Origin of the sequence: Massilimicrobiota sp. An142 (assembly GCF_002160725.1) — a bacterium.
Taxonomy (GTDB): Bacteria; Bacillota_I; Bacilli_A; order Erysipelotrichales; family Coprobacillaceae; genus Allocoprobacillus; species Allocoprobacillus merdigallinarum.
The window spans coordinates 1-20263 of record NZ_NFLD01000015.1 but is presented as its reverse complement, the minus strand read 5'-3'; the positions used below and the strand labels follow the sequence as shown (position 1 = coordinate 20263).

The following is a 20263-nucleotide window of genomic DNA, read 5'->3' as shown; positions in this document are numbered from 1 at the left end:
GTATTTACAACAGGTTTTTATTTTATATTGTTATTTATGTTCTTCTCTTTGATTTCGTATTTGTAAAGAAGAAAGTATTGCAAAAAACTCTCCCGCTACCAACAGGGGAATAGAAAATAATTTAAAAAGTCTACTGCTACCAACAGTAAACTTTTCGAGGTACTACCAATACCTCATCTCATTGTAAAACAACTAACCAAAGTCCTTTTACGTACTTTATTTTAACACATAAAGCACGTCTAAGGCAATCTTAAAAAGAAAGGACGTGTTTTTATGAGTATTAGAAAAAGAGAAAGCAAGAAAGCAGCAAAAGGATATACATATCAGGTATACTTTGACTATACAGATAAATATGGTCAAAAAAAGACATATATAAAAGGCGGATTCTTAAAAAAGACAGACGCTTTAAATCATGAAACATTGAAAAAATCTGAGCTTCTTACCAGTGGAGAAGTATATAAGATTAATCCAATTACTGTTGACGAAGTATTTAAACTCTATATCAGAAGTGCACCTATAAAAAAATCTACTGCACAAATGTATGAAAATAAATATAAAAATTATATTGGTCCACTATTTGGAAAATATAAAATCGCTTTGATTGATAATTATCTGGTTCAAATAAAATTTGATACAATAACCACTTTGTCATATGGATCAAAAGATATATGTCTTAGATTACTTAATAATATTTTTAAATTTGCCTATATAAATGGTTTCCTTAAGGATCCATACAAGGCAAAAATAAATTTAGGAAAGAAAGACGCAAAACCGAGAGAACCAGTATCTGAAGATATCTTTAACGATTATCTTAATAGAATCAGAAACAGCAAGAACATGATTTTTAAAAAACAATATGAAATGGCATTATGGATTGGATACTATACAGGTGCAAGAATAGGTGAAGTGTTTGCTTTAGATGTCCATGATCTTGATTTTGAAAGCAATCAAATTTATATCAATAAAACATTAGAATATGACTATGACTCAAACACTCTTTATATAAGCTCCACAAAAACAGATGAATCTACGAACACTGTCCCCATGCCATATCAGCTTAAGACTAAACTTCTTAAATATCTTGAAAACCATCATTTTGATATTCTTATATGCACCGATACAGGACAATACATCAAGCCAGGGAATCTCTCTGGTAATATGGCATATTATTCCAAGGTAACAGGAAATCACATATATTTCCATCAGTTAAGACATGCAATGGCTACAAGATTATTTGAAAATGATGTCAATCCGAAAATAGCCCAACGTATTCTTAGACACAAAAAAATAGAAACAACTCTAGGAATATACACACATTTAAAAGAAGAAATTGCATTAGAAACAATCAATGATATATTTAATGAAGATGTTCACAAACCTGTTAAAAACCTGTCAAAAATTAAAAACAAAGAACTGTTAAATTAAAAAACACTGATAAAATCAACATATTTTTAAACATATATCGTTTTAAAGTAATTGAGATGGGATTGTTATAATGAATCATAAAATCTTCCAGATGCCCTTTTCTCAAATCTATTCTTTACTGCTTCAAAAAGTATTGAAAAAAGGACGTAACCAAGAAGAAGTTGATACAGTCATTCAATGGTTAACAAGCTATTCTCAAGATCAGATTCATGCAATGTTAAAAACACCTATAGACTATAAACATTTCTTTCTTCAGGCTCCAAGTTTGAATGAAAAAAGATTTTTAATCAAAGGTAGTATCTGTGGTGTCAAATTAGAAACCATTGAAGATCCCATGATGCAAAATATACGCTATCTTGATAAACTGATAGATGAGCTGGCGAAAGGAAAAAGCTTAGATAAAATATTAAGAAAATAACGAAGTGAATTTTGTTTCACTTCTTTTTTTATTCAAAAAAAGAAGATGAACATTCATTCATCTTCTATTAATTCTTAACAATACGATAATATGTTCTTGATGTAAAGACATAGACAATCGCATAAACAATCGCCACAATAATGACTGAGATGATTGTACATGTAATAAACACCTCTGTTCCACTCAAAACAATATAACTAAACATCAAAGTTATCAAATGGAAAGCAAATGCCATGTGAATAACTGAAGCTATCAGTGGTAAAAAGAAGAAGATTAAAACTTGAGAACGAATAGTCTGTTTCACTTCTTTTGTACTCATTCCAACTTTTTGCATAATTTCAAAGCGTTTTTGATCTTCATAACCTTCTGATAACTGTTTATAGTACATAATTAATATTGTAGCCATTAAAAATAAGATGCCTAAGAAAATACCTAAGAAAAATAAACTTCCATACAATTCCATCAACATGATTCTGACTTCATATAATGAAGAACGATAGAAAGAAATGCCTCCCTGTTCTGTCTCTGTTTCTAAGGAAAAGTTATCTAAACACTTTCTTAATATGTCTTCAGCTTCTTTTTCTTGAGACTGATCCTGATATACAATAGAAAGATTTTCTGTTGGCTGGATAGTATCTCCAAAGAAATACGACATCATCTCTTGAATAGCTTCTTCATCTTTCATAATGACAATCAGATTTCTTTGTGCAGTAGGATTTTCATTAGGTAATAAATAGGGTTGATGCACAACTTCCTGAATTGGATATTTTTGTTGATCTATGTCTAAAGTATCTCCAAATTCAAAGAAATTACTGCTCACTAAAATATTCTGACCACTTAATTGAACATTTTGATGATAGGCACGATTATATTCATCCTGTGTCATCCCTACCAAATATCCCACAACAAAATCCCCAGATTCGTCTTCTGCCAAAATATGGTCATTTCCAAAACGTACACTGACTGAATATCTTTTGGTATGAATAAAACTATCAATACCAATATCATGATTCTCTAATTCAGTCTGCATTTGTGAATAAAACTTTGCAAACTCCTGATCACTTGGCAATGTTCCATCATCATAGCCATAAACTTTAAGCTGAAAACTATCCTGCTGATAAGCTTTAATTGTATCTTCAATTCCAAAATAGAGTGAAACTGTACTTGATAACATAACTAATATACATGTACATAGAATACAGATACTTGCCAGTCCTACAGCATTTTGTTTCATACGATAAATTAACTGAGACACAGAAGTAAAGTGTTTTGTCTGATAATAGAAATGCTTATTTTTCTTTAAAAGTTTTAAAATTGTAATAGAACCTGCAGTAAATAAACAATAGGTTCCAATAATAACCAAGATAACAGCTACAAAAAACAAGAGCATTGCTGTTGTGGGATCATCAATCGTAATAGCAATATAATATCCTAATCCAAGTGTTACCAAACCAATGATTGTCATCAGCCATTTGGTCTTCGGTTCTTTTTCACCACTTTGAGAACCTCTTAATAATTCAATAGGGTTTGATAATTGAATTTGAATCACATGAATGAGATAAGAAGCCAAATAAATAGGTAAAAAGACAATAACGGCAACTAGAAAAGATGACCATGAAATATGAAATGTCAAGGTTGTAGATAGTCCCATTAAATGAATCAATACTAATGAAACCAGCTGACTAAAAATAATACCAAAAAGAAATCCCATAACAAATGAAATCAATGTTGTGATGATGGTTTCACACAACATCATAATCATAATGTGTTTCTTTTCTAACCCTAAAATATTGTATAGGGCTATTTCTTTTTTTCGACGTTTCATTAAAAAACTATTCATATAAAATAAGAAAATGACAGAAAAGATAACCATCACAATAATTCCCAAATTCAAGATGACCCGCATTGTACTTGAACCCGTTGCCATTAGTTCTAAACCTTTATGTGATGCTAGATAATTAATTAAATAAAACATCATGACAGTAAAGGAACTTGTTAATAAATATGGAAAATATAACTTAGAATTCTTTTTGAGATTGGTTAATGCCAGACGGGGATAAAAGAAAGATTTCATTTTATTTCCCTCCTGTCGCAAGTAATGTTAGTGTATCTGAAATACTTTGATACATTTGCTGATTCGTTTGATTTCCTTTGTAAATTTGATGGAAAACTTCACCATCTCTAATAAATAAGACTCTTGAAGCATAGCTGGCTGCTTTGGTACTATGAGTCACCATTAAAATTGTTTGCCCTTCCTGATTGACTGTATCAAAAATTTCCAACAATTGATCCGTTGACTTTGAATCAAGGGCACCCGTAGGTTCATCTGCCAGAACAAGTTGAGGATGTGTGATAAGCGCTCTTGCAACAGCAACTCTTTGTTTCTGTCCACCAGATATTTCATATGGATATTTCTCTAATAAATCCTCAATACCCAGTTTTGGTGCTAAAGCTTTTAATTTCTGTTGCATAACAGGATAAGGTTCTTTAGATAAGACAAGTGGTAAGAAAATATTATCTTTGATAGAAAATGTATCTAATAAATTAAAATCCTGAAATACAAAACCAAGATTCTTTCTTCTAAACTGTGAGATTTCTTTTTCCTTTAAATGAGTAATATCTTGACCATTTAATAAGACCTGTCCACTGGTTGGCTGATCTAATGAAGCTAGAATATTTAATAAAGTTGTTTTCCCACTTCCAGATTCACCCATAATCGCAACATACTCACCTTCTTCAACACTAAAAGTGACATTGGATAATGCCTGTACCTGTTGATTGGAAAAACGTGTTGTATAAATTTTCTTTAAATTTTTAACTTCCAGTAATGACATTTTAACTCCTCCTTTGTACACTTATAGTTTATAAAAAAAGAGAAATATGTACCATTGATTTATCTTACAATTTCTCTGTTATAACTTACATTTCTGTAAGATTTATTCAACTTGTAAATCCTTAACATGAAAATCAATCATCACTGTTGTTCCCACTCCTTGAGTTGACTGGATATGAATAGGATGTCCTAAATACTTTAATATGCGAGCACATAAATATAATCCTAGACCACTTGCTTTTTTATCCATTCTTCCATTATATCCTGTAAAGCCTTTTTCAAACAGTCTTGGTAAATCCTCCTGTTTAATCCCAATACCCGTATCTTCAATATATAAAACTTCATCTTCAACAAAAATATGTATGCCACCTGTTTTGGTATATTTCAATGCATTGGATAAAATCTGTTCCAAAACAAAGGACAACCATTTGGCATCAGTCAAAACCTGTAAATCTATTGGATCAATTTTTAAAGTTAATTTCTTTTGAATAAAAAAAGTGGCTTGTTTTTTTATGACATCTTGAATGAGCTCATTTAAATCATAACGTTTGATACGTAAATCAGAAGAAATCTGTTCTAATTTCATATAATGTAAAGCCATATCTACATATTGTTCAATTCTTAAAACTTGTAAGAGCATATCGTTTGTTGAAGCATTTTGAGATGTAATTAAAAGTCTTAATGCAAAAATAGGTGTTTTGATCTGATGAACCCATAAAGTGAAATAATCTAACATATCCTGATTATGTATTTCATGTTGTTCTTTCATTTCTTTTAATAAATGATGGATCTGATGAATCAATAATTGATATTGAGTTTCAATATATCCAGAACTTTGTGGTAAATCTAATAAAATCATATCTTCTAATTGAAAGATTGATTCTAAATTTTTCGTTTTTTGATAATAGAAAAAATAATCAATCGCAAAATAAACAATCAATAAAACCAGACATAAAATAGTCGCATAGATGACAGCTTCAATGAAAACATTATATAAATAAAGAATCAGACAAAAAATACCAATGCTTGATAAATAGAGAATATAAAAAGCTTTTTTATCATAAAAATAATGCAGTAATCTATTCATAAGCCAGCTTATAACCTAATCCTTTTTTTGTTTGAATAAGATGTTCAATATGAAAATCATCTAATTTCTTTCTTAATCTATTCATATTCACACTTAAAGTATTATCATCTATAAATTCATTGCTTTGCCATAATGCCATCATTAAATCATCACGTGATACAAATACTTCTGATTTTTCAAAGAGAACCTGTAAAATCTTTAATTCATTTTTCGTCAGTTCAATAGTCTGATGATGATAAGAAATAGTTGCATCTAAGATATTTAAAACCAAATCTTTATATGTTAAAACCTGCATAGATTTAGAAAAAGAATATGTACGACGAAGTAACGCCTGAATTTTCGCTGTTAAGACATGAAAATCAAAAGGTTTTGTGATAAAATCATCTGCTCCCATAGAAATAGCCATGACAATATTCATATTCTCATTGGCAGATGAAATAAAGATAATAGGTACTGAAGATACTTTACGAATCTGTTCACACCAATGATATCCATTATAAAAAGGTAAGGAAATATCTAATAAAATAAGTTCTGGCTGTTTTTGAAGATAAAGATCTAAAACATGTTCAAAATCATCCACAACTTCAACTTCATAATTCCATGTTTCTAAATGTTTTTGAATTGCTAAAGCGATGACTTCATCATCTTCGACAATCATGATTTTTTGCATTTTCATCACCCACTCCAATTCCATTATAACATATCTTGATAAAGGTTGTGCATAGCTTTTATACGCGACTTGATGTCATCATGTAGATACTGTGGAGAAATCACTTTAATTTGAGTTTGCATCATCATAATCCAGCCAATCAATCCTTCTGAAATAGAAACATCTTCAATTGTTAATAATAAACGTTCCTGATATAAACGCTGTACTCGCATATTCAATCCAAAACGTGATACCATCTCTCTTAACTGTTTATAATCGCATTCAATAACCAATGTATCACGATGATGAGATATAAACATATTCATCATCTTTTCAATTTCATTTTGGATATCAAATTGTTCCTGAATATTGATATATCCTTTATTTAAAGTCTGAATAGCACGCATACGATCAATACGATAATTGGTTAATTGCTGGGGATGTTTTTCATTATAGGCAATCATATAATAATGATTATTTTGGGAAGTTAAAGAATAAGGAGAAACAATATATTGATCATCTTTATTCCCTCTTTGTGAAGCCACCTCTATGAATTGATGATTTTGAATATCATAATCAATATATTGAAAAGAAATAGCTTTTTGATGTTCAATCGCTTTCATAATAACTGTTAAATTGATAAATAGAGAAAAAGAATGCTGACGTTCACTTGGTTGAAATAAGACGAGACGTTTTTGTTGATGAAAAGAAGATAGGGTGAGAAGTTTCTTTTCTAAATGTTGCTGATCTTCTCTATTTAAATCCTGATGAAAGGCAATCTGATCTAATAGAAATTGTAATTCACCATCCTCAAATATATCTTCATCTATCCTATAACCTAATTTATGATAAGAGATAATCAAATCTCTACCTATCCAACCATTAAAAAAATCATTGATTTGTTTGATACAAGAATAAACAGTTTTAATATCAATCTTCATATCCTGTTTCATTAAAGCTTCCTGTATTTCTAAAGCTGTAATGGCTTTATTTGGCGTTTGTAAAATCATCTTCAGTACATAAAACATTCTTTTTCCCATAATAGACTCCTAATGACTCATAACAAGCTGATAACTTTTCTTCCTGTTGTAATGACGCATTAATGAAAGATAGTCTCTCATGCTGTAGCTACAAAGTAAATCTAAGACAACTTCATCCTGGCAGTCATCTAGTTGCAGTAAATATTGATAGGCTAAATGATATTCATCTTCCAATAGACATATTTTAGCACAATCCAGTGTATCTACATGATATTGATGTTCAAGAATAGAAATGACTTGAGAAAAAGACATATTCTCAAAAGGAATCAGATATCGGATCACACAATATTCTTGTAATGTTATTGTTTTTTTAGCTATTTTTTTAAAAATATCTTCTTTCAACAACAAATAATCCTGATGTGAAAACAAACTATTCATCATCATTAAATCATTTTCCATATCCTGATAATTCTGCGCCTGATATAAATGTCTTAAGGCAGCTATAAAAAGTTGTTGATAAAGTCTTTTATCATGTAATAAATGACTCAATTCTTTTTCATGTAAGCAACTGGCAAATAACTCCAATATAGATGAATCTTTCATAATTTCTAATACATAATTTTTCTTTTGAACAAAAGTGATCATTTCTTGTTTTTGATAAGTTTTTTTCATATATGTCATCTCCTTGTATTATCATTATACCCATTTTATGATTTTGAAGATGACTTTATACCTATTTTAACACCTAAAAAACGGAGTTAAAACACTTTTTTTATTTTTTTATATATAGAAAAAGATTTTGCTTTATACAAAATCTTGTCCAAATGATTGATAAATACCCTGGCCATAATAAGAAGATGGTTCATAAAGTATAGGATAGATTTTCCAGTTATCCTCAAGAATACATTGAAACCATTGTCCCTGATATGTAAAACAATATACACAATAGAGCATACCTTCTTGATATTCCATGGCTTCTTGGTAGCGTGATAAATGAAACTTATTTTTAACAAGATCTAAAATCACGGATGGACTCAATATATGATCTGTCATACCTAAGATTTTGAATAACACTTGACAATGTTGTTTGGATATCTGATGTTTTCTTAATAAAGAATACCCCTCTTCATATGACATCTTGGATAAAGATAAAATGTTTTTTTGAATGGTCTGCCACTGTTTATAATCTTTCAATAATTCATATAATAACTGACAGTCAGGATAAGATAAATAAATCACTGTTTTTATCCATAATGTGCCTTCATTTTTAAACACAGGCATATCACTTTGATAAATCCAATAGCCACCCAGCTCCTGTTTTTTATGTTTATTCCCAGCCAAAATATAATCCTCAATATTCAATGAGAAATCTTTATATTCTCGTCCTGCCCCATTTAAAGCATAACTGACTTTATGATTTTGTTCATCAATCATCTCTTTCCATAGAGGAGGTAGAGTGTTTTCATCAAGAATATAAGGATGTTCCACCGTTCCATTTCCATCACGTATTGTATATTTCAGTTCATTAAGAATTTGATTATTTGGATTGACAGCTCTTCTTTTTATAAACAAAACAATGGCTAAAACAAGTAAAAACATCATCATGATAGAATCAAAGATAATACAAACAGGCTGTGGATTCGTTATTATCCCTATGATTAATGAAAGACATACACTTAAAGCCATCAAAACATTCAACACACAATAGAAAATATGTTCTTTAAAATAAAGAAATACTCCAAAATAAATGATCCACAATAATAAATGAATACCATTCATATATGAAAATTGATATTCAACGTTAGCCATAAATGCACATATAAGAGCTCCTACGTACTCTAAAAAATACCATTTTCTATTCATATATACTCATCCTCTCTTACATTATAACAAATATTTTGAAGACATAAAAGCAAAAGTTGATATTAAAATAATTTTTTATGATTTATTTATAATAAAAATATTTTTAATAATCACTTTCTTAATTTCCTTATAAAAAAGACAATGAATATTACCCACAATACTCATTGTTGCTTTCTATTGAAATATCTTTATTAAATATTGATTTTATTATACGATTATTTTTCAAATGGTTGATAAGTACCCTTTCCATAATAAAGAGATGGTTCATAAAGAGTTGGTTTCACTTTCCATACGCCTTCTCTCATTTGTAAAAACCAGTTATCATAATAATAGATACAATAAGCACAATAAATCATTCCATCCTGATGTTCCATTGCTTCCTGGTAATCTTCTTTTTGAAAACTGAATTTAATAAATGACTTTATGATATCTTGATCAAATATATTATCTTTTTGAGCAATAACTTTCAACAAACTCTTGGCAGCATCTTGTGGAATCTGATTGTCTATTAAAAATTGATAACTCTCTTTATAGGATAAGTTTAACACATGTGATATATTTTCTTGAATCATTTGCCACAGATGATCATCACAAAGCATCTGATATATATTTTTGACATCACCATGCGAAAGATAAACGACACCTTTCATCCAAAGGGTTCCATTTTCCTTTAAAGCAGGCATATCACTTTCATATTTCCAAAAACCACCATAATCTTGTTGGAGATGTTTTTTTCCTACCAATACCTTATCTTTAAAACCAAATGTTGAATCTTCGTATTCTTGACTTCCACCATTGAGTGCATACATCACTTTATGATATTGATGTTCTATTTCATCATTGATGGTAAGCGTCTGATCAATATCTAATCTATATGGATGAGATATTGTTCCATCTCCAGGCAAGTTTTTGTGCTGAATATCTTGAGATAATTCCATATTTTGATTTTGACGATTCCATCTCTTTTTGAAAAGCATGATGATAAAATAAAGAATAAAAGATAGGGATAAAATACTATCAAAAATAATAGGAACTGTAGAAGGATTATTGATGATTCCCTGAATTAAAGAATAATCAATACCTATTCCCATTAATAAGCCTGATATGGGATAAAGGATACTTTCTTTAAAAAAGAATAAACAAATGAAAAAGAAGATAAAAAGAAACGGCTGTATAGTATTCATATAAGTGAAATGATATTCACTATTTAAATTCATTATACAAAAAATTCCACCAATGCATATAGCCAAGTTTCTCATCTTGATATTCATACATATCACCTCTACTTTCATTATATCAAAAAAAGCTGAGTTTCCTCAGCTTATTCGTCTAGTAATTGTTTTAATTCTGCAATTTTTTGATTATATTCTTCAATATGACGATACATATCCATGACTTCTTCATCAACAACACCTGATGTCTGAATTTGTTGATAATAATATTTTCCTAAGTCACGAAAAACATCATCACGATCAGATTCTAAATTTTTCATTTTAAGCTTCAATTTGGCAGTACCAGCTAATTCCTGTGTTTTATCAATAGCCTCTTCTGTCAATTTCGCTGCTTTTTTTGTGAGATCATCAAATAAAGGCATTTGTTCATTCTCCTATCCTGTATATTTTTTGATATATTGTACACCAATACCTCCAACTCCCATATGGGCACCAACAACAGCTGGAAGTTCTCTTAACTCTAATTCAACATTTCCAATTTTTTCTAAAACCATCTGTTTCACTTCTAAAGCTGAACTTTCACATAAGACATGTTCAATTGTGACTTTATATTCCTTAGCATTGACACCTAATTCGACCATGCGATTCACAAGTGTAGCTTTGGCTTTAGATAAGGTTCTGACTTTTCCAAGTACATCTATTTTACCACCCAAGTCATAATTTAATTCCATCACTGGAACAATTTTCAACATGCTGGCAAGTAATGCCACTGCTGGCGTAATACGACCACCTTTCTTTAAATGTTCTAAGTTAGGGGCCATAATAATCGTTCCAGAATGTTCAATCATGTTTTCAAGAATATCTTGAATTTCACCAACACTCTTACCTTCTTGAATCAATTTGGCAGCAGTGAATACTAAATATTTTTGATTGCCTGCAGTTCCTTTTGTATCAATTAAAGTGATTGGAATACCCACCATTTCTCCAGCAACTTTCATCCCATTTAAAGTTGATGATAATCCTGTCGCAATGGGTAATCCGATAACTTCATCATAACCAGCATCTTTGATTCTTTGTAAAATATTGACCAGTTCCCCTGTTGCAGGCTGAGAAGTCATGACCATGATATCCTCTTTTTCCATAGTTTCAAAAACTTCCAAACTGGTAATGTCTTTTTGATCTAAATACGTATGATTTTTCATCGTAATACATAAAGGCACAATAAATATACCTTGATCTTCATATTGATTTAATTCTATTTGACAGCCACTATCAGCTAATACTGCAATCTTAGCCATCTCAATCCCTCGCTTCCAAAAGTTAATTTTTCTCTCATTATTATAACACTTTTGACAATAAAATGAAATCATATATAATAAAGAAAGAAAGGTGTGACATCATGATTTCTATTGAAGATTATACAAGCCATACATTAGTTATTAAAAAATCTGAATTTGTTTGCCATTTGATTCCCTGTAGTCAAATTGAACAGGCTAACGATATGATTACAAAATATAGCGATCCACAAGCTACACATAACTGTGTTGCCTATATTATTGGTCCTCATGAAAGAGCATATGATGATGGTGAACCATCTGGAACGGCGGGTATGCCTATGTTAAATGTTTTGAAAATGCAAGGTTTAACAAATATGATAGCGATTGTGACCAGATATTTTGGTGGCATTAAACTTGGCGCTGGGGGTTTAACACGAGCATATAGCCAAAGTGTAGCTGAAGCCCTTAAAGTCGCTCATATCGTTGAAAAAGAACTGGTTGATTTATATAATATAACAGTTGATTATACATATACACGTAAACTTGAGCATTTATTAAAAGTTCATCACATCAAGTGTATAGATATTCAATATCAGGAACAAGTTTCTTATCAATGTTATTTACGTAATCTTGATTTTCTGGATATGATTCAAGATTTCACAAACAATCAGTTTCAAGCTAAAAAAATAGGCAGTGACTATATCCCAAAAGATGTTTGACACTTATATGCAAAGTTGTTATAATTTGAATATGATGAAAACAATAAGACTTGTCTGTACGCTCAACAGTCATGTCTTTTTTATTACAAGGAGGACGTATGGGGTTTTTAGAAATATTGATCATTGGTGTCGGGTTATCCATGGATGCTTTTGCGGTGAGCATCTGTAAAGGGTTATCAACACGCACGCTTAAACTCAAACACGCTTTGATTTGTGGTGGTTATTTTGGCTTTTTTCAAGGCTTTATGCCATTTTTAGGATATGTATTAGGTATTCAGTTTAAAGATAAAATTGAAAGTATTGATCATTGGATTGCTTTTATTTTATTAGCTTTAATTGGAATCAATATGATTAAAGAAGCGTTTGAGGATGAAGAAACATGTAATACAGAATTTTCACCTAAAGTCATGATTCCTTTAGCAATTGCTACTTCCATTGATGCTTTAGCTATTGGTGTTACTTTTGCCTTTTTAAATGTCAATATTTTATCAGCCGTTTCTATCATTGCCTGTACAACTTTTGTGATTTCAATGATAGGTGTGAAAATTGGACATGTCTGTGGTATGAAATATAAATCTAAAGCTGAAATTGCTGGTGGTATTATTTTAATAGGTGTGGGTATTAAGATTTTATTAGAACACCTTCATATTTTTGGTTAATCATTCAAATTTTATTCATATTGAGGTAAGATAATAGATAAGAGGTGAAAAATTATGAATGATGTCGCAAAATTATATCAAGTCTATATCAATAGAGAAATTCAAGTCGCTAAAAATGAAATATTAAACACAACAAGAATCAATCAAAAGATCTTATCTTTTTTACATGATTTATCTGAAGTTGCACTTGAATCAAGATGTTATTTATTTTGGGAAAAAGAAGAACCTGTCAATCATCAACAGTTATTAGAAAACTATCTTGAAGGTTTAACGATGTTAATGTCTATTGGTTATGAATTACGTATTGATAGTATTAAAAATCATACAGAAATTCCTGAAAATCAAGATCTTTATTCTTTATTTTTCAAGATTTATCAATCTATTTTAAATGTTCAAAAACAATACTCTAGTGAAGACTATCAAAATACTATTGATGATTATTTTACATTAGGTTTTAAATTAGGTATTGATATTGATGAAATCATTGATAATTATCAAAATGATTAATCCTCATTCTATGAGGATTTTTTTATATGAAAAAGCAATCACTGATGTCGTGATTGCTCATCCATTTTCTTTAATTCATTCAATAATTCTATTGTATGTGGTAACCATTGACCGATTGTTTGAATCATAATCACAATTTCATTTTTAATGTATTTTAACTGTGGTTTATCAAATAAACGATTAACCAATTCAAAAAGCTGATCACCTGCAATATGGGCTGAAAATTCCTGTGTCAACATGATTTGAACATATCCACCTGCATCTTTGACTTCATCAATGAAAGGCTGTGTACATAAAATTTCATATTTTCTTTTCAATACAATATTATTCACTTCTCTAGGCAATGTTCCATATAAATCTTTTAATTCTTTTTCTAAAGATTGTAACTGTGTTAAATGTTGCGCTTTATATATACGTTGATAAAGATTTAATTTTTCCATATCATTTTCTACATAATTTTCAGGAATATAACCATCAACATTGACATTTTGAACAGGCACTTCTTTTTCTTCTTTTTTCTCTCCCGTTTTTTCTTCAATAGCCTCCTGAAGAATCCTCATATACATATCAAAACCAACTGTATCAATAAATCCAGCCTGTTCTCCTCCTAGTATATCACCAGATCCACGAATAGATAAATCACGCATAGCAATCTTATATCCACTACCTAATTGTGCAAATTCTTTAATCGCCTTTAAACGCTTCGTTGCTTCTTCATTCATTTGCTTGTTCTTTGCATACAATAAATATGCATAAGCCAAACGTTCACTACGACCAACACGTCCTTTAATCTGATAAAGCTGCGATAAACCAAAACGATCAGCATTTTCAATAATAATGGTATTGGCATTAGGAATATCAATACCGGTTTCAATGATCGTTGTACAAACCAGAATATCATATTCTTTATCTACAAAAGCCTGCATCACCTTTTCAAGTTCATCTTTGCTCATACGCCCATGTCCAATACCAATTTTTGCCTGTGGAACCAATCTGGCAATTTCATTAGCCACACTTTCAATATTGGCTGTCTGATTATGTAAATAGAAAACTTGTCCTTTTCGCCCAAGTTCACGTTCAATCACCTGTTTGACAAGCTGATTGCTTTTTTCCATGACATAAGTCTGTACTGGCAAACGATTTAACGGTGGTGTTTCAATTTGTGATAATCCACGAATTCCCATTAAAGACATTTGTAAAGTTCTTGGAATTGGTGTAGCAGTTAAAGTTAAAACATCTATTGTCTTTCTGATTTCTTTAATTTTTTCTTTCTGTTTAACACCAAAACGCTGTTCTTCATCAATACATAATAATCCTAAATCTTTAAAAACAACATCATTTGATAAAATACGATGTGTCCCAACTAATAAATCAATCTTTCCTTCCTTTAAATCACTTAAAATCTGTTTTCTTTGTTTCGTCGTTGTAAAACGATTTAATAAAGCAATAGTGACTGGAAAATTTTCAAAACGAGTAACCATCGTATGATAATGCTGTGAAGATAAAATCGTTGTAGGACATAGAAAAGCCACTTGCTTACCACCTAAAATAGCCTTAAAGCAGGCACGTAAAGCCACTTCTGTTTTCCCAAATCCAACATCTCCACACAACAATCTATCCATAGGTCGTGGCATTTCCATATCAGCTTTAATTTCTTTGACAGCCTCTTTTTGATCTGGTGTCAGTTCATAACCAAAACATTCTTCAAACTGTATTTGCATAGCATCATCTTTAGGAAATGCAAATCCTGGCTGTTTCATTCTTTGTGAATATATTTCAATTAAACGATCTGCCAAATCATCAACTTTGTTTCTGACTCTTTGTTTTGTTTTTTGCCATTCTGTACTATTTAAAGAATGAATTTTTGGAACTTTCCCATCTCTGGAAGCATATTTTCGTACCAGTTTAAAATTTTCTACGGGAATATATAAAGTATCATTTCCTTTATAGGCAATATACAAGTAATCTTTTTTCACACCTCTGACTTCCAGTGTTTTAATACCCATATATTGTCCAATTCCATTGACATCGTGAACAACATAATCTCCAATATTTAATTCCGTATAATCATTGATGACTTTTGCATCTTTATATTTAATGTAGCCTTTTTTCTTTTGACTGTTAACCTTAAATAACTCTTTTTCTGTCAACAGGATCACATGTTCTTCACAAAAATCTATACCTGTTGATAAATCACCCATATAAATATTAATTCCCTGATAAATATGATCATCATGACCTACCAAGGCATAAGAGAGATGATATTGATCCAATAAATCTGTCATCATTTGAATCTGATGACTATTTTCAAGACACATAAGGATTTTATTTTGAATGAGATAATCTTTGATTTGTTGAATCAATTGATTTTCATTCAATAGTGGTAATTGAATTTCTCTTGTTAAAAAGGAAATTTGTTTGTCATTCGTTCTAAAATCAACAAAGTCAATATCTGTCTTTTTTAATAATGAATCTAAACTTTGAAATAATGACAATCCTTTTACCATTTTCCCCATATCTTGTAATTCATGAGAATAGTAGAATGTTTCTTCTACGTACTGATTATAGACCGATTTTATTTTTTCCTGACTTGATGTTACAATCAGCACATCATCAAAATAACAACGTAATGACGTTGATGATGAAAACAATCCCATGTACTGATAAAGACGAGATGAATAATCATGATTCTTAATAGATTCTATATCAATAGAAATTTCTTCATCCAAATCATCCTGATAATCAGGACACTGTGTTTGACTCTGTAATGTTTCAATCTGTGAAATCACATGTTCTATTTCCTGATCATCATAAAGCAGATCGGTCGCCGGTAAGATTGTGACTTCCTGAACATTTTCTAAAGAACGTTGTGTATTTTTATCAAAGAAACGTAAGCTTTCAATTTCATCATCAAAAAATTCAATACGAATAGGATTCTCATATTGGATAGAGTAAACATCTATAACCCCACCACGTTTTGAATAGTAAAATGGTTCATCAACACGTTGTATCATCTGATATCCACTACGGATAAGTTTTTCTCTTAATGTCAAAGGATCAATGGTCATACCTACAGATAAATGTAACTGAGAACTTTCAAAAAGAGAAGGATGTGGTATATAACGTAAATAGCTTTGAGTATGACAAATCACAACGATTGGCTGATGTTGCAGTAATAATGACAAAGTATGAATACGTTCTCCAACTAATTCCTGAGAAGAAGCCAAAGCTTCTACTCGTAATGATTCATCGCTTGGAAAGAAAGCGACTTTTTGATGCAACAAAGGATACAGCTCCTGATATAAAAGCTGTGCCTGATATAAGCTATCTTTAATCACCAGCATTGTTTTGGGACAAGCGAAAAAAGCACTAGCAATGAGAATCGCCTCATCGCTAGCGTGAGATACAACAATCTCGCCTTTTCCTTTTTTCATTGCAAGATATGCTGAATTATTTTTTAAAATCTGAATAATCTTCTTCATATCTTTTCATCTCCTAATTAAAAGCATTCATTGCGGCTACAAAATCTTTATCAAGCATCATCTGAACAGCTTGCGTGGCTTTTTGAATACCATCTTCAATAAGTGGCTGCTGCTCTTTGGTGAAACGCCCTAACACATAATCCACCACAGGTATTTGGGGATGTTTATCAATACCCACGCGAATACGTTTAAAATTTTGTGTACCTACATGAGCAATAATACTTTTCACTCCATTATGCCCTCCAGCACTTCCACTTTGTCTTAAACGTAACTTGCCTGTTGGCATATCCATATCATCATAAATCACCAGTAAATCATCGACATCAATTTTAAAGAAGTTCATGACTTGACTTACGGCTTCACCTGAATTATTCATATATGTCATTGGTTTGAGTAAAATAATATCTTCCCCTTGATATTTTAATTTGACATATTCACCTTTAAATTTTTTTGTATTTATAGACACATGAAAATCATCTGCTAAACAATCCATCACCATAAAACCAACATTATGTCTTGTTTTCTCATATTCTTTACCTGGATTTCCTAATCCAACGATTAACTTCATATATAACTCCTATCTTACTAATATCGCTAGACAAACTCCATTCACATCTAATTGATGATCTAAAATTTTACCTTTTTCACTATGATATAAAAGTTGGAAACCATCTTCCACTTCAACCTGAAGTGTTTCTAGAGAAGCATTAAAGTATATGATAAAATCCTTATATTCTCCTTCATTTTGATGTAATGAATATTTAATCATGCGATGATTAATATTTTCTGTTTTCACATTTTTACGTATCATATCATAACTTCCATATCTAAAACAAGGATTATTTTTTCTAAGGTGAATTAAAAACTGTACAAATTGAGTTGTATCAATTTCCATATCTTTACGATTCCAATCTAATGCATTAACCTGATCACCAGCATTATATGTATTAGAAAGTCCACCTTTTGTTCTAAAGAATTCCTGCCCACTATGCAAGAAAGGAACACCTTGCGATAAAATCACTGCGGCCATCATCAGACGTGAACGTCTTTTTCTAATCTTTTCAGATTCATCATAATTCGAAATCTGTAATTTATCATAACATGTCGCATTATCATGACATTCTACATAATTAATAGATTGTGTAATTTTCGCAAACATATCTAAATTACAAATAGCTTTCATCGCATCATTTGTTTTATACGTATCACCAGAAAAATAACCTTTTGTTTCCATCTGATTCGTACCTCTTAATGTATCTCTAAAGAAATCATTAAAGAATCCAATATATGGTGTTTTCAAATTATTTTGAATCGTTGTACGCATCTCTTCATCTAAAGCTGTAGGCATATTCCATCCTTCACCATAGACAACAAATGAAGGATCTAAAGCTTTTCCTTGTGCATCTACAAGTTTCATTGTTTCCTGGTCAATGATACCCATTAAATCAAAACGGAATCCATCAATACCATATAAAACCTGCCAGCGTCTACACATATCTAAAATATATTTACGACACATCAGTGCTGTTGTATTTAAATCATTACCACACCATGAGCCATTGGAAAGACTACCATCTCCATTTCTTCTAAAGAAATAATAAGGCACTGTTCTTTCAAGAGCATTGATATTGACATCATGCATATGATTAAAAACAACATCCATCACAACACGTATGCCTCTAGAATGTAATGCTTCAACCATTCGTTGTGCTTCAGTAATACGCATATAACCATCGTCTGGATCTGTCACATAGCTTCCTTCTGTCACATTATAAGCTAATGGATCATATCCCCAGTTATATAGTTCCAATGGATTCTTTTCATCAACTGTCGCAAAATCAGCAATAGGCATCAACTGTAAATGGGTAATACCTAAACATGATAAATAATCTAATCCCGTTGGATTTCCACTATCTGTTGATGTATTTAATTCTGTAAAAGCTAAAAACTTTCCTTTATTTTTCATCCCACTGGTAGAAGACATAGAAAAATCTCTAACACTTGTTTCGTAAATCACCATATCAGTCATTTTCTCTAAAACTGGTAAATCAAACTGACGACATGGTACTTTTTCTAAATCCACAATAATGCTGGCACGTCCATTTGATGATGAAGAATAAGCATAAGGATCTAAAGTCACTTCATAACTGTTTGTATGTCTGATTAAATAAACATATTGTTCCAATTCTAAATCTTCACAGACTTCAACAAAATAAATACCTTTTTTTTGCCTTTTCATTGGGAACAATTCTGTTTCCCCATTCCATTTCATGACTTTCAAAATGACACCAGTCGCAAGTGGTGCCCAAACTTTGAATGTTGTTTTCTCTTTTGTATATTGATTTCCTAAATCATTATGATCATAAAAATATAATTCATCAAATTCTTCACACATAGATAGTTTGGAAAAATCTAAATAACAGCTTAAACCATAGGCATCAACAACCTTATAAACTTTTCCCATTGTAAAATTGGTATGAAATACATATTCCTGAAATCCGTCCTGACTACTATTATTCAACGAATCTCCATTCAATGGTATCAATTCATCATTTTCAATATTTTTAATATAAAATTGGCTACTAATGCCATTATAATATCCTTTAGATAAGTAAACTCTAATCTCATCAAAAGCAACTGCATAAGCTTTCATCCTTACTGCACTTTCTTCCATATAACCATCCTTTCTCTTTAATACGACTATTAACCATTCCAAGTATAACATAAACAAATCTAAAAAACTATCAAAGAATGTAACCCCTTTACTTTTCTTGTTTAGGTTTGATACTTTATATCAATTGTCATATAAAAAAACAAATATACCTTTCAATAGGTATATCTGCTTTTTATTGATGTTCTATCATCTTCATAGCTTTCATTGCTTCTCTTGCTTTATAGAAACCTTCGGCTATGTTCAATCCATGATCTCCAATTCTTTCAAAATCTGTAAGAATCTTTGTATAGACAACACTGTTCTCTGTTGTACATTTTTTATCTTTTAATCTCTTAAGCTGATTCACTGTAAACTGATGATGTGTCTTGTCTATGTTCTCTTCTATGACATCAACTTTGTCTACAATGCTACTGAACTCATCATAGTTCATGATTCTCAGCTCATCTAGTATATTGACACAAAGACTGCTCATGATTCCTATCTCATCCATGGCTTCATGTGAGAATCGTCTGTCTTCA

19 protein-coding genes are annotated in these 20263 nt (G+C 30.7%); 5 read left to right on the top strand and 14 right to left on the bottom strand.

Features of this window, described 5'->3' with window-relative positions:
* Nucleotides 1-273 precede the first annotated feature (273 nt).
* Complete coding sequence (locus tag B5E87_RS07745) at nt 274-1425, top strand: site-specific integrase (RefSeq protein WP_087244354.1); 1152 nt, start codon at nt 274-276, stop codon at nt 1423-1425.
* Between the two features lie 70 nt (nt 1426-1495).
* On the top strand, nt 1496-1843 hold the full coding sequence (locus tag B5E87_RS07740) for a DUF2200 domain-containing protein (protein ID WP_241147149.1): 348 nt from the start codon (nt 1496-1498) through the stop codon (nt 1841-1843).
* Between the two features lie 67 nt (nt 1844-1910).
* On the opposite strand, the gene B5E87_RS07735 is transcribed toward B5E87_RS07740, so the two are convergent.
* From B5E87_RS07735 to B5E87_RS07690, 10 genes are all read right to left on the bottom strand, one after another.
* Nucleotides 1911-3917, bottom strand: coding sequence for an ABC transporter permease (locus B5E87_RS07735; protein ID WP_087244352.1), 2007 nt, complete (start codon nt 3915-3917; stop codon nt 1911-1913).
* 1 nt (nt 3918) lies between these two features.
* Nucleotides 3919-4677, bottom strand: a complete 759-nt coding sequence (locus B5E87_RS07730) for an ABC transporter ATP-binding protein (protein WP_087244351.1) — start codon at nt 4675-4677, stop codon at nt 3919-3921.
* A gap of 102 nt (nt 4678-4779) precedes the next feature.
* A complete protein-coding gene (locus B5E87_RS07725) occupies nt 4780-5763 on the bottom strand; it encodes a sensor histidine kinase (RefSeq protein WP_087244350.1) in 984 nt (327 codons plus the stop codon).
* Nucleotides 5756-6439 carry a response regulator transcription factor gene (locus tag B5E87_RS07720; RefSeq protein WP_340640774.1) on the bottom strand — a complete coding sequence of 228 codons (684 nt, stop codon included), beginning with the start codon at nt 6437-6439 and terminating at the stop codon, nt 5756-5758. Before B5E87_RS07720 ends, B5E87_RS07725 begins: the two co-directional genes overlap by 8 nt.
* A 17-nt stretch (nt 6440-6456) precedes the next feature.
* Entirely contained in the window at nt 6457-7452 is a 996-nt protein-coding gene (locus B5E87_RS07715; protein ID WP_087244348.1) for a helix-turn-helix transcriptional regulator, read from the bottom strand.
* A 9-nt stretch (nt 7453-7461) separates the two neighbouring features.
* On the bottom strand, nt 7462-8064 hold the full coding sequence (locus B5E87_RS07710; RefSeq protein WP_087244347.1) for a hypothetical protein: 603 nt from the start codon (nt 8062-8064) through the stop codon (nt 7462-7464).
* A 132-nt stretch (nt 8065-8196) separates the two neighbouring features.
* Nucleotides 8197-9255 carry a hypothetical protein gene (locus B5E87_RS07705; RefSeq protein ID WP_087244346.1) on the bottom strand — a complete coding sequence of 353 codons (1059 nt, stop codon included), beginning with the start codon at nt 9253-9255 and terminating at the stop codon, nt 8197-8199.
* A 215-nt stretch (nt 9256-9470) separates the two neighbouring features.
* Nucleotides 9471-10526 (bottom strand): hypothetical protein, encoded by a 1056-nt coding sequence (locus tag B5E87_RS07700; RefSeq protein WP_087244345.1) that lies wholly within the window; start codon nt 10524-10526, stop codon nt 9471-9473.
* Nucleotides 10527-10576: 50 nt separating this feature from the next.
* A complete protein-coding gene (locus B5E87_RS07695; protein ID WP_087244344.1) occupies nt 10577-10849 on the bottom strand; it encodes a hypothetical protein in 273 nt (90 codons plus the stop codon).
* A 12-nt stretch (nt 10850-10861) separates the two neighbouring features.
* Nucleotides 10862-11725, bottom strand: coding sequence for a DegV family protein (locus B5E87_RS07690; RefSeq protein WP_087244343.1), 864 nt, complete (start codon nt 11723-11725; stop codon nt 10862-10864).
* A gap of 101 nt (nt 11726-11826) precedes the next feature.
* Between B5E87_RS07690 and B5E87_RS07685 the strand changes: the two genes are divergently transcribed.
* The 3 genes from B5E87_RS07685 to B5E87_RS07675 all read left to right on the top strand — a co-directional run bounded on the left by B5E87_RS07685 (nt 11827) and on the right by B5E87_RS07675 (nt 13589).
* On the top strand, nt 11827-12423 hold the full coding sequence (locus B5E87_RS07685; RefSeq protein ID WP_087244342.1) for a YigZ family protein: 597 nt from the start codon (nt 11827-11829) through the stop codon (nt 12421-12423).
* A gap of 98 nt (nt 12424-12521) precedes the next feature.
* Complete coding sequence (locus tag B5E87_RS07680; RefSeq protein ID WP_087244341.1) at nt 12522-13082, top strand: manganese efflux pump MntP; 561 nt, start codon at nt 12522-12524, stop codon at nt 13080-13082.
* Nucleotides 13083-13136: 54 nt separating this feature from the next.
* Nucleotides 13137-13589 carry a dUTP diphosphatase gene (locus tag B5E87_RS07675; protein WP_087244340.1) on the top strand — a complete coding sequence of 151 codons (453 nt, stop codon included), beginning with the start codon at nt 13137-13139 and terminating at the stop codon, nt 13587-13589.
* A gap of 38 nt (nt 13590-13627) precedes the next feature.
* Here B5E87_RS07675 and mfd read toward each other — a convergent pair whose 3' ends face one another.
* The 4 genes from mfd to B5E87_RS07655 form a co-directional block, all read right to left on the bottom strand.
* The gene (mfd, locus tag B5E87_RS07670) at nt 13628-17071 is read right to left on the bottom strand and encodes a transcription-repair coupling factor (protein WP_087244339.1); all 3444 of its coding nucleotides are present in this window, start codon (nt 17069-17071) and stop codon (nt 13628-13630) included.
* Nucleotides 17072-17084: 13 nt separating this feature from the next.
* The gene (gene pth, locus B5E87_RS07665) at nt 17085-17639 is read right to left on the bottom strand and encodes an aminoacyl-tRNA hydrolase (protein ID WP_087244338.1); all 555 of its coding nucleotides are present in this window, start codon (nt 17637-17639) and stop codon (nt 17085-17087) included.
* Nucleotides 17640-17648: 9 nt separating this feature from the next.
* Nucleotides 17649-19745 carry a type I pullulanase gene (gene pulA, locus B5E87_RS07660; protein WP_087244337.1) on the bottom strand — a complete coding sequence of 699 codons (2097 nt, stop codon included), beginning with the start codon at nt 19743-19745 and terminating at the stop codon, nt 17649-17651.
* A gap of 172 nt (nt 19746-19917) precedes the next feature.
* Nucleotides 19918-20263: PhoU domain-containing protein (locus tag B5E87_RS07655; protein WP_275112305.1), on the bottom strand; the 346-nt coding region annotated here is incomplete at its 5' end.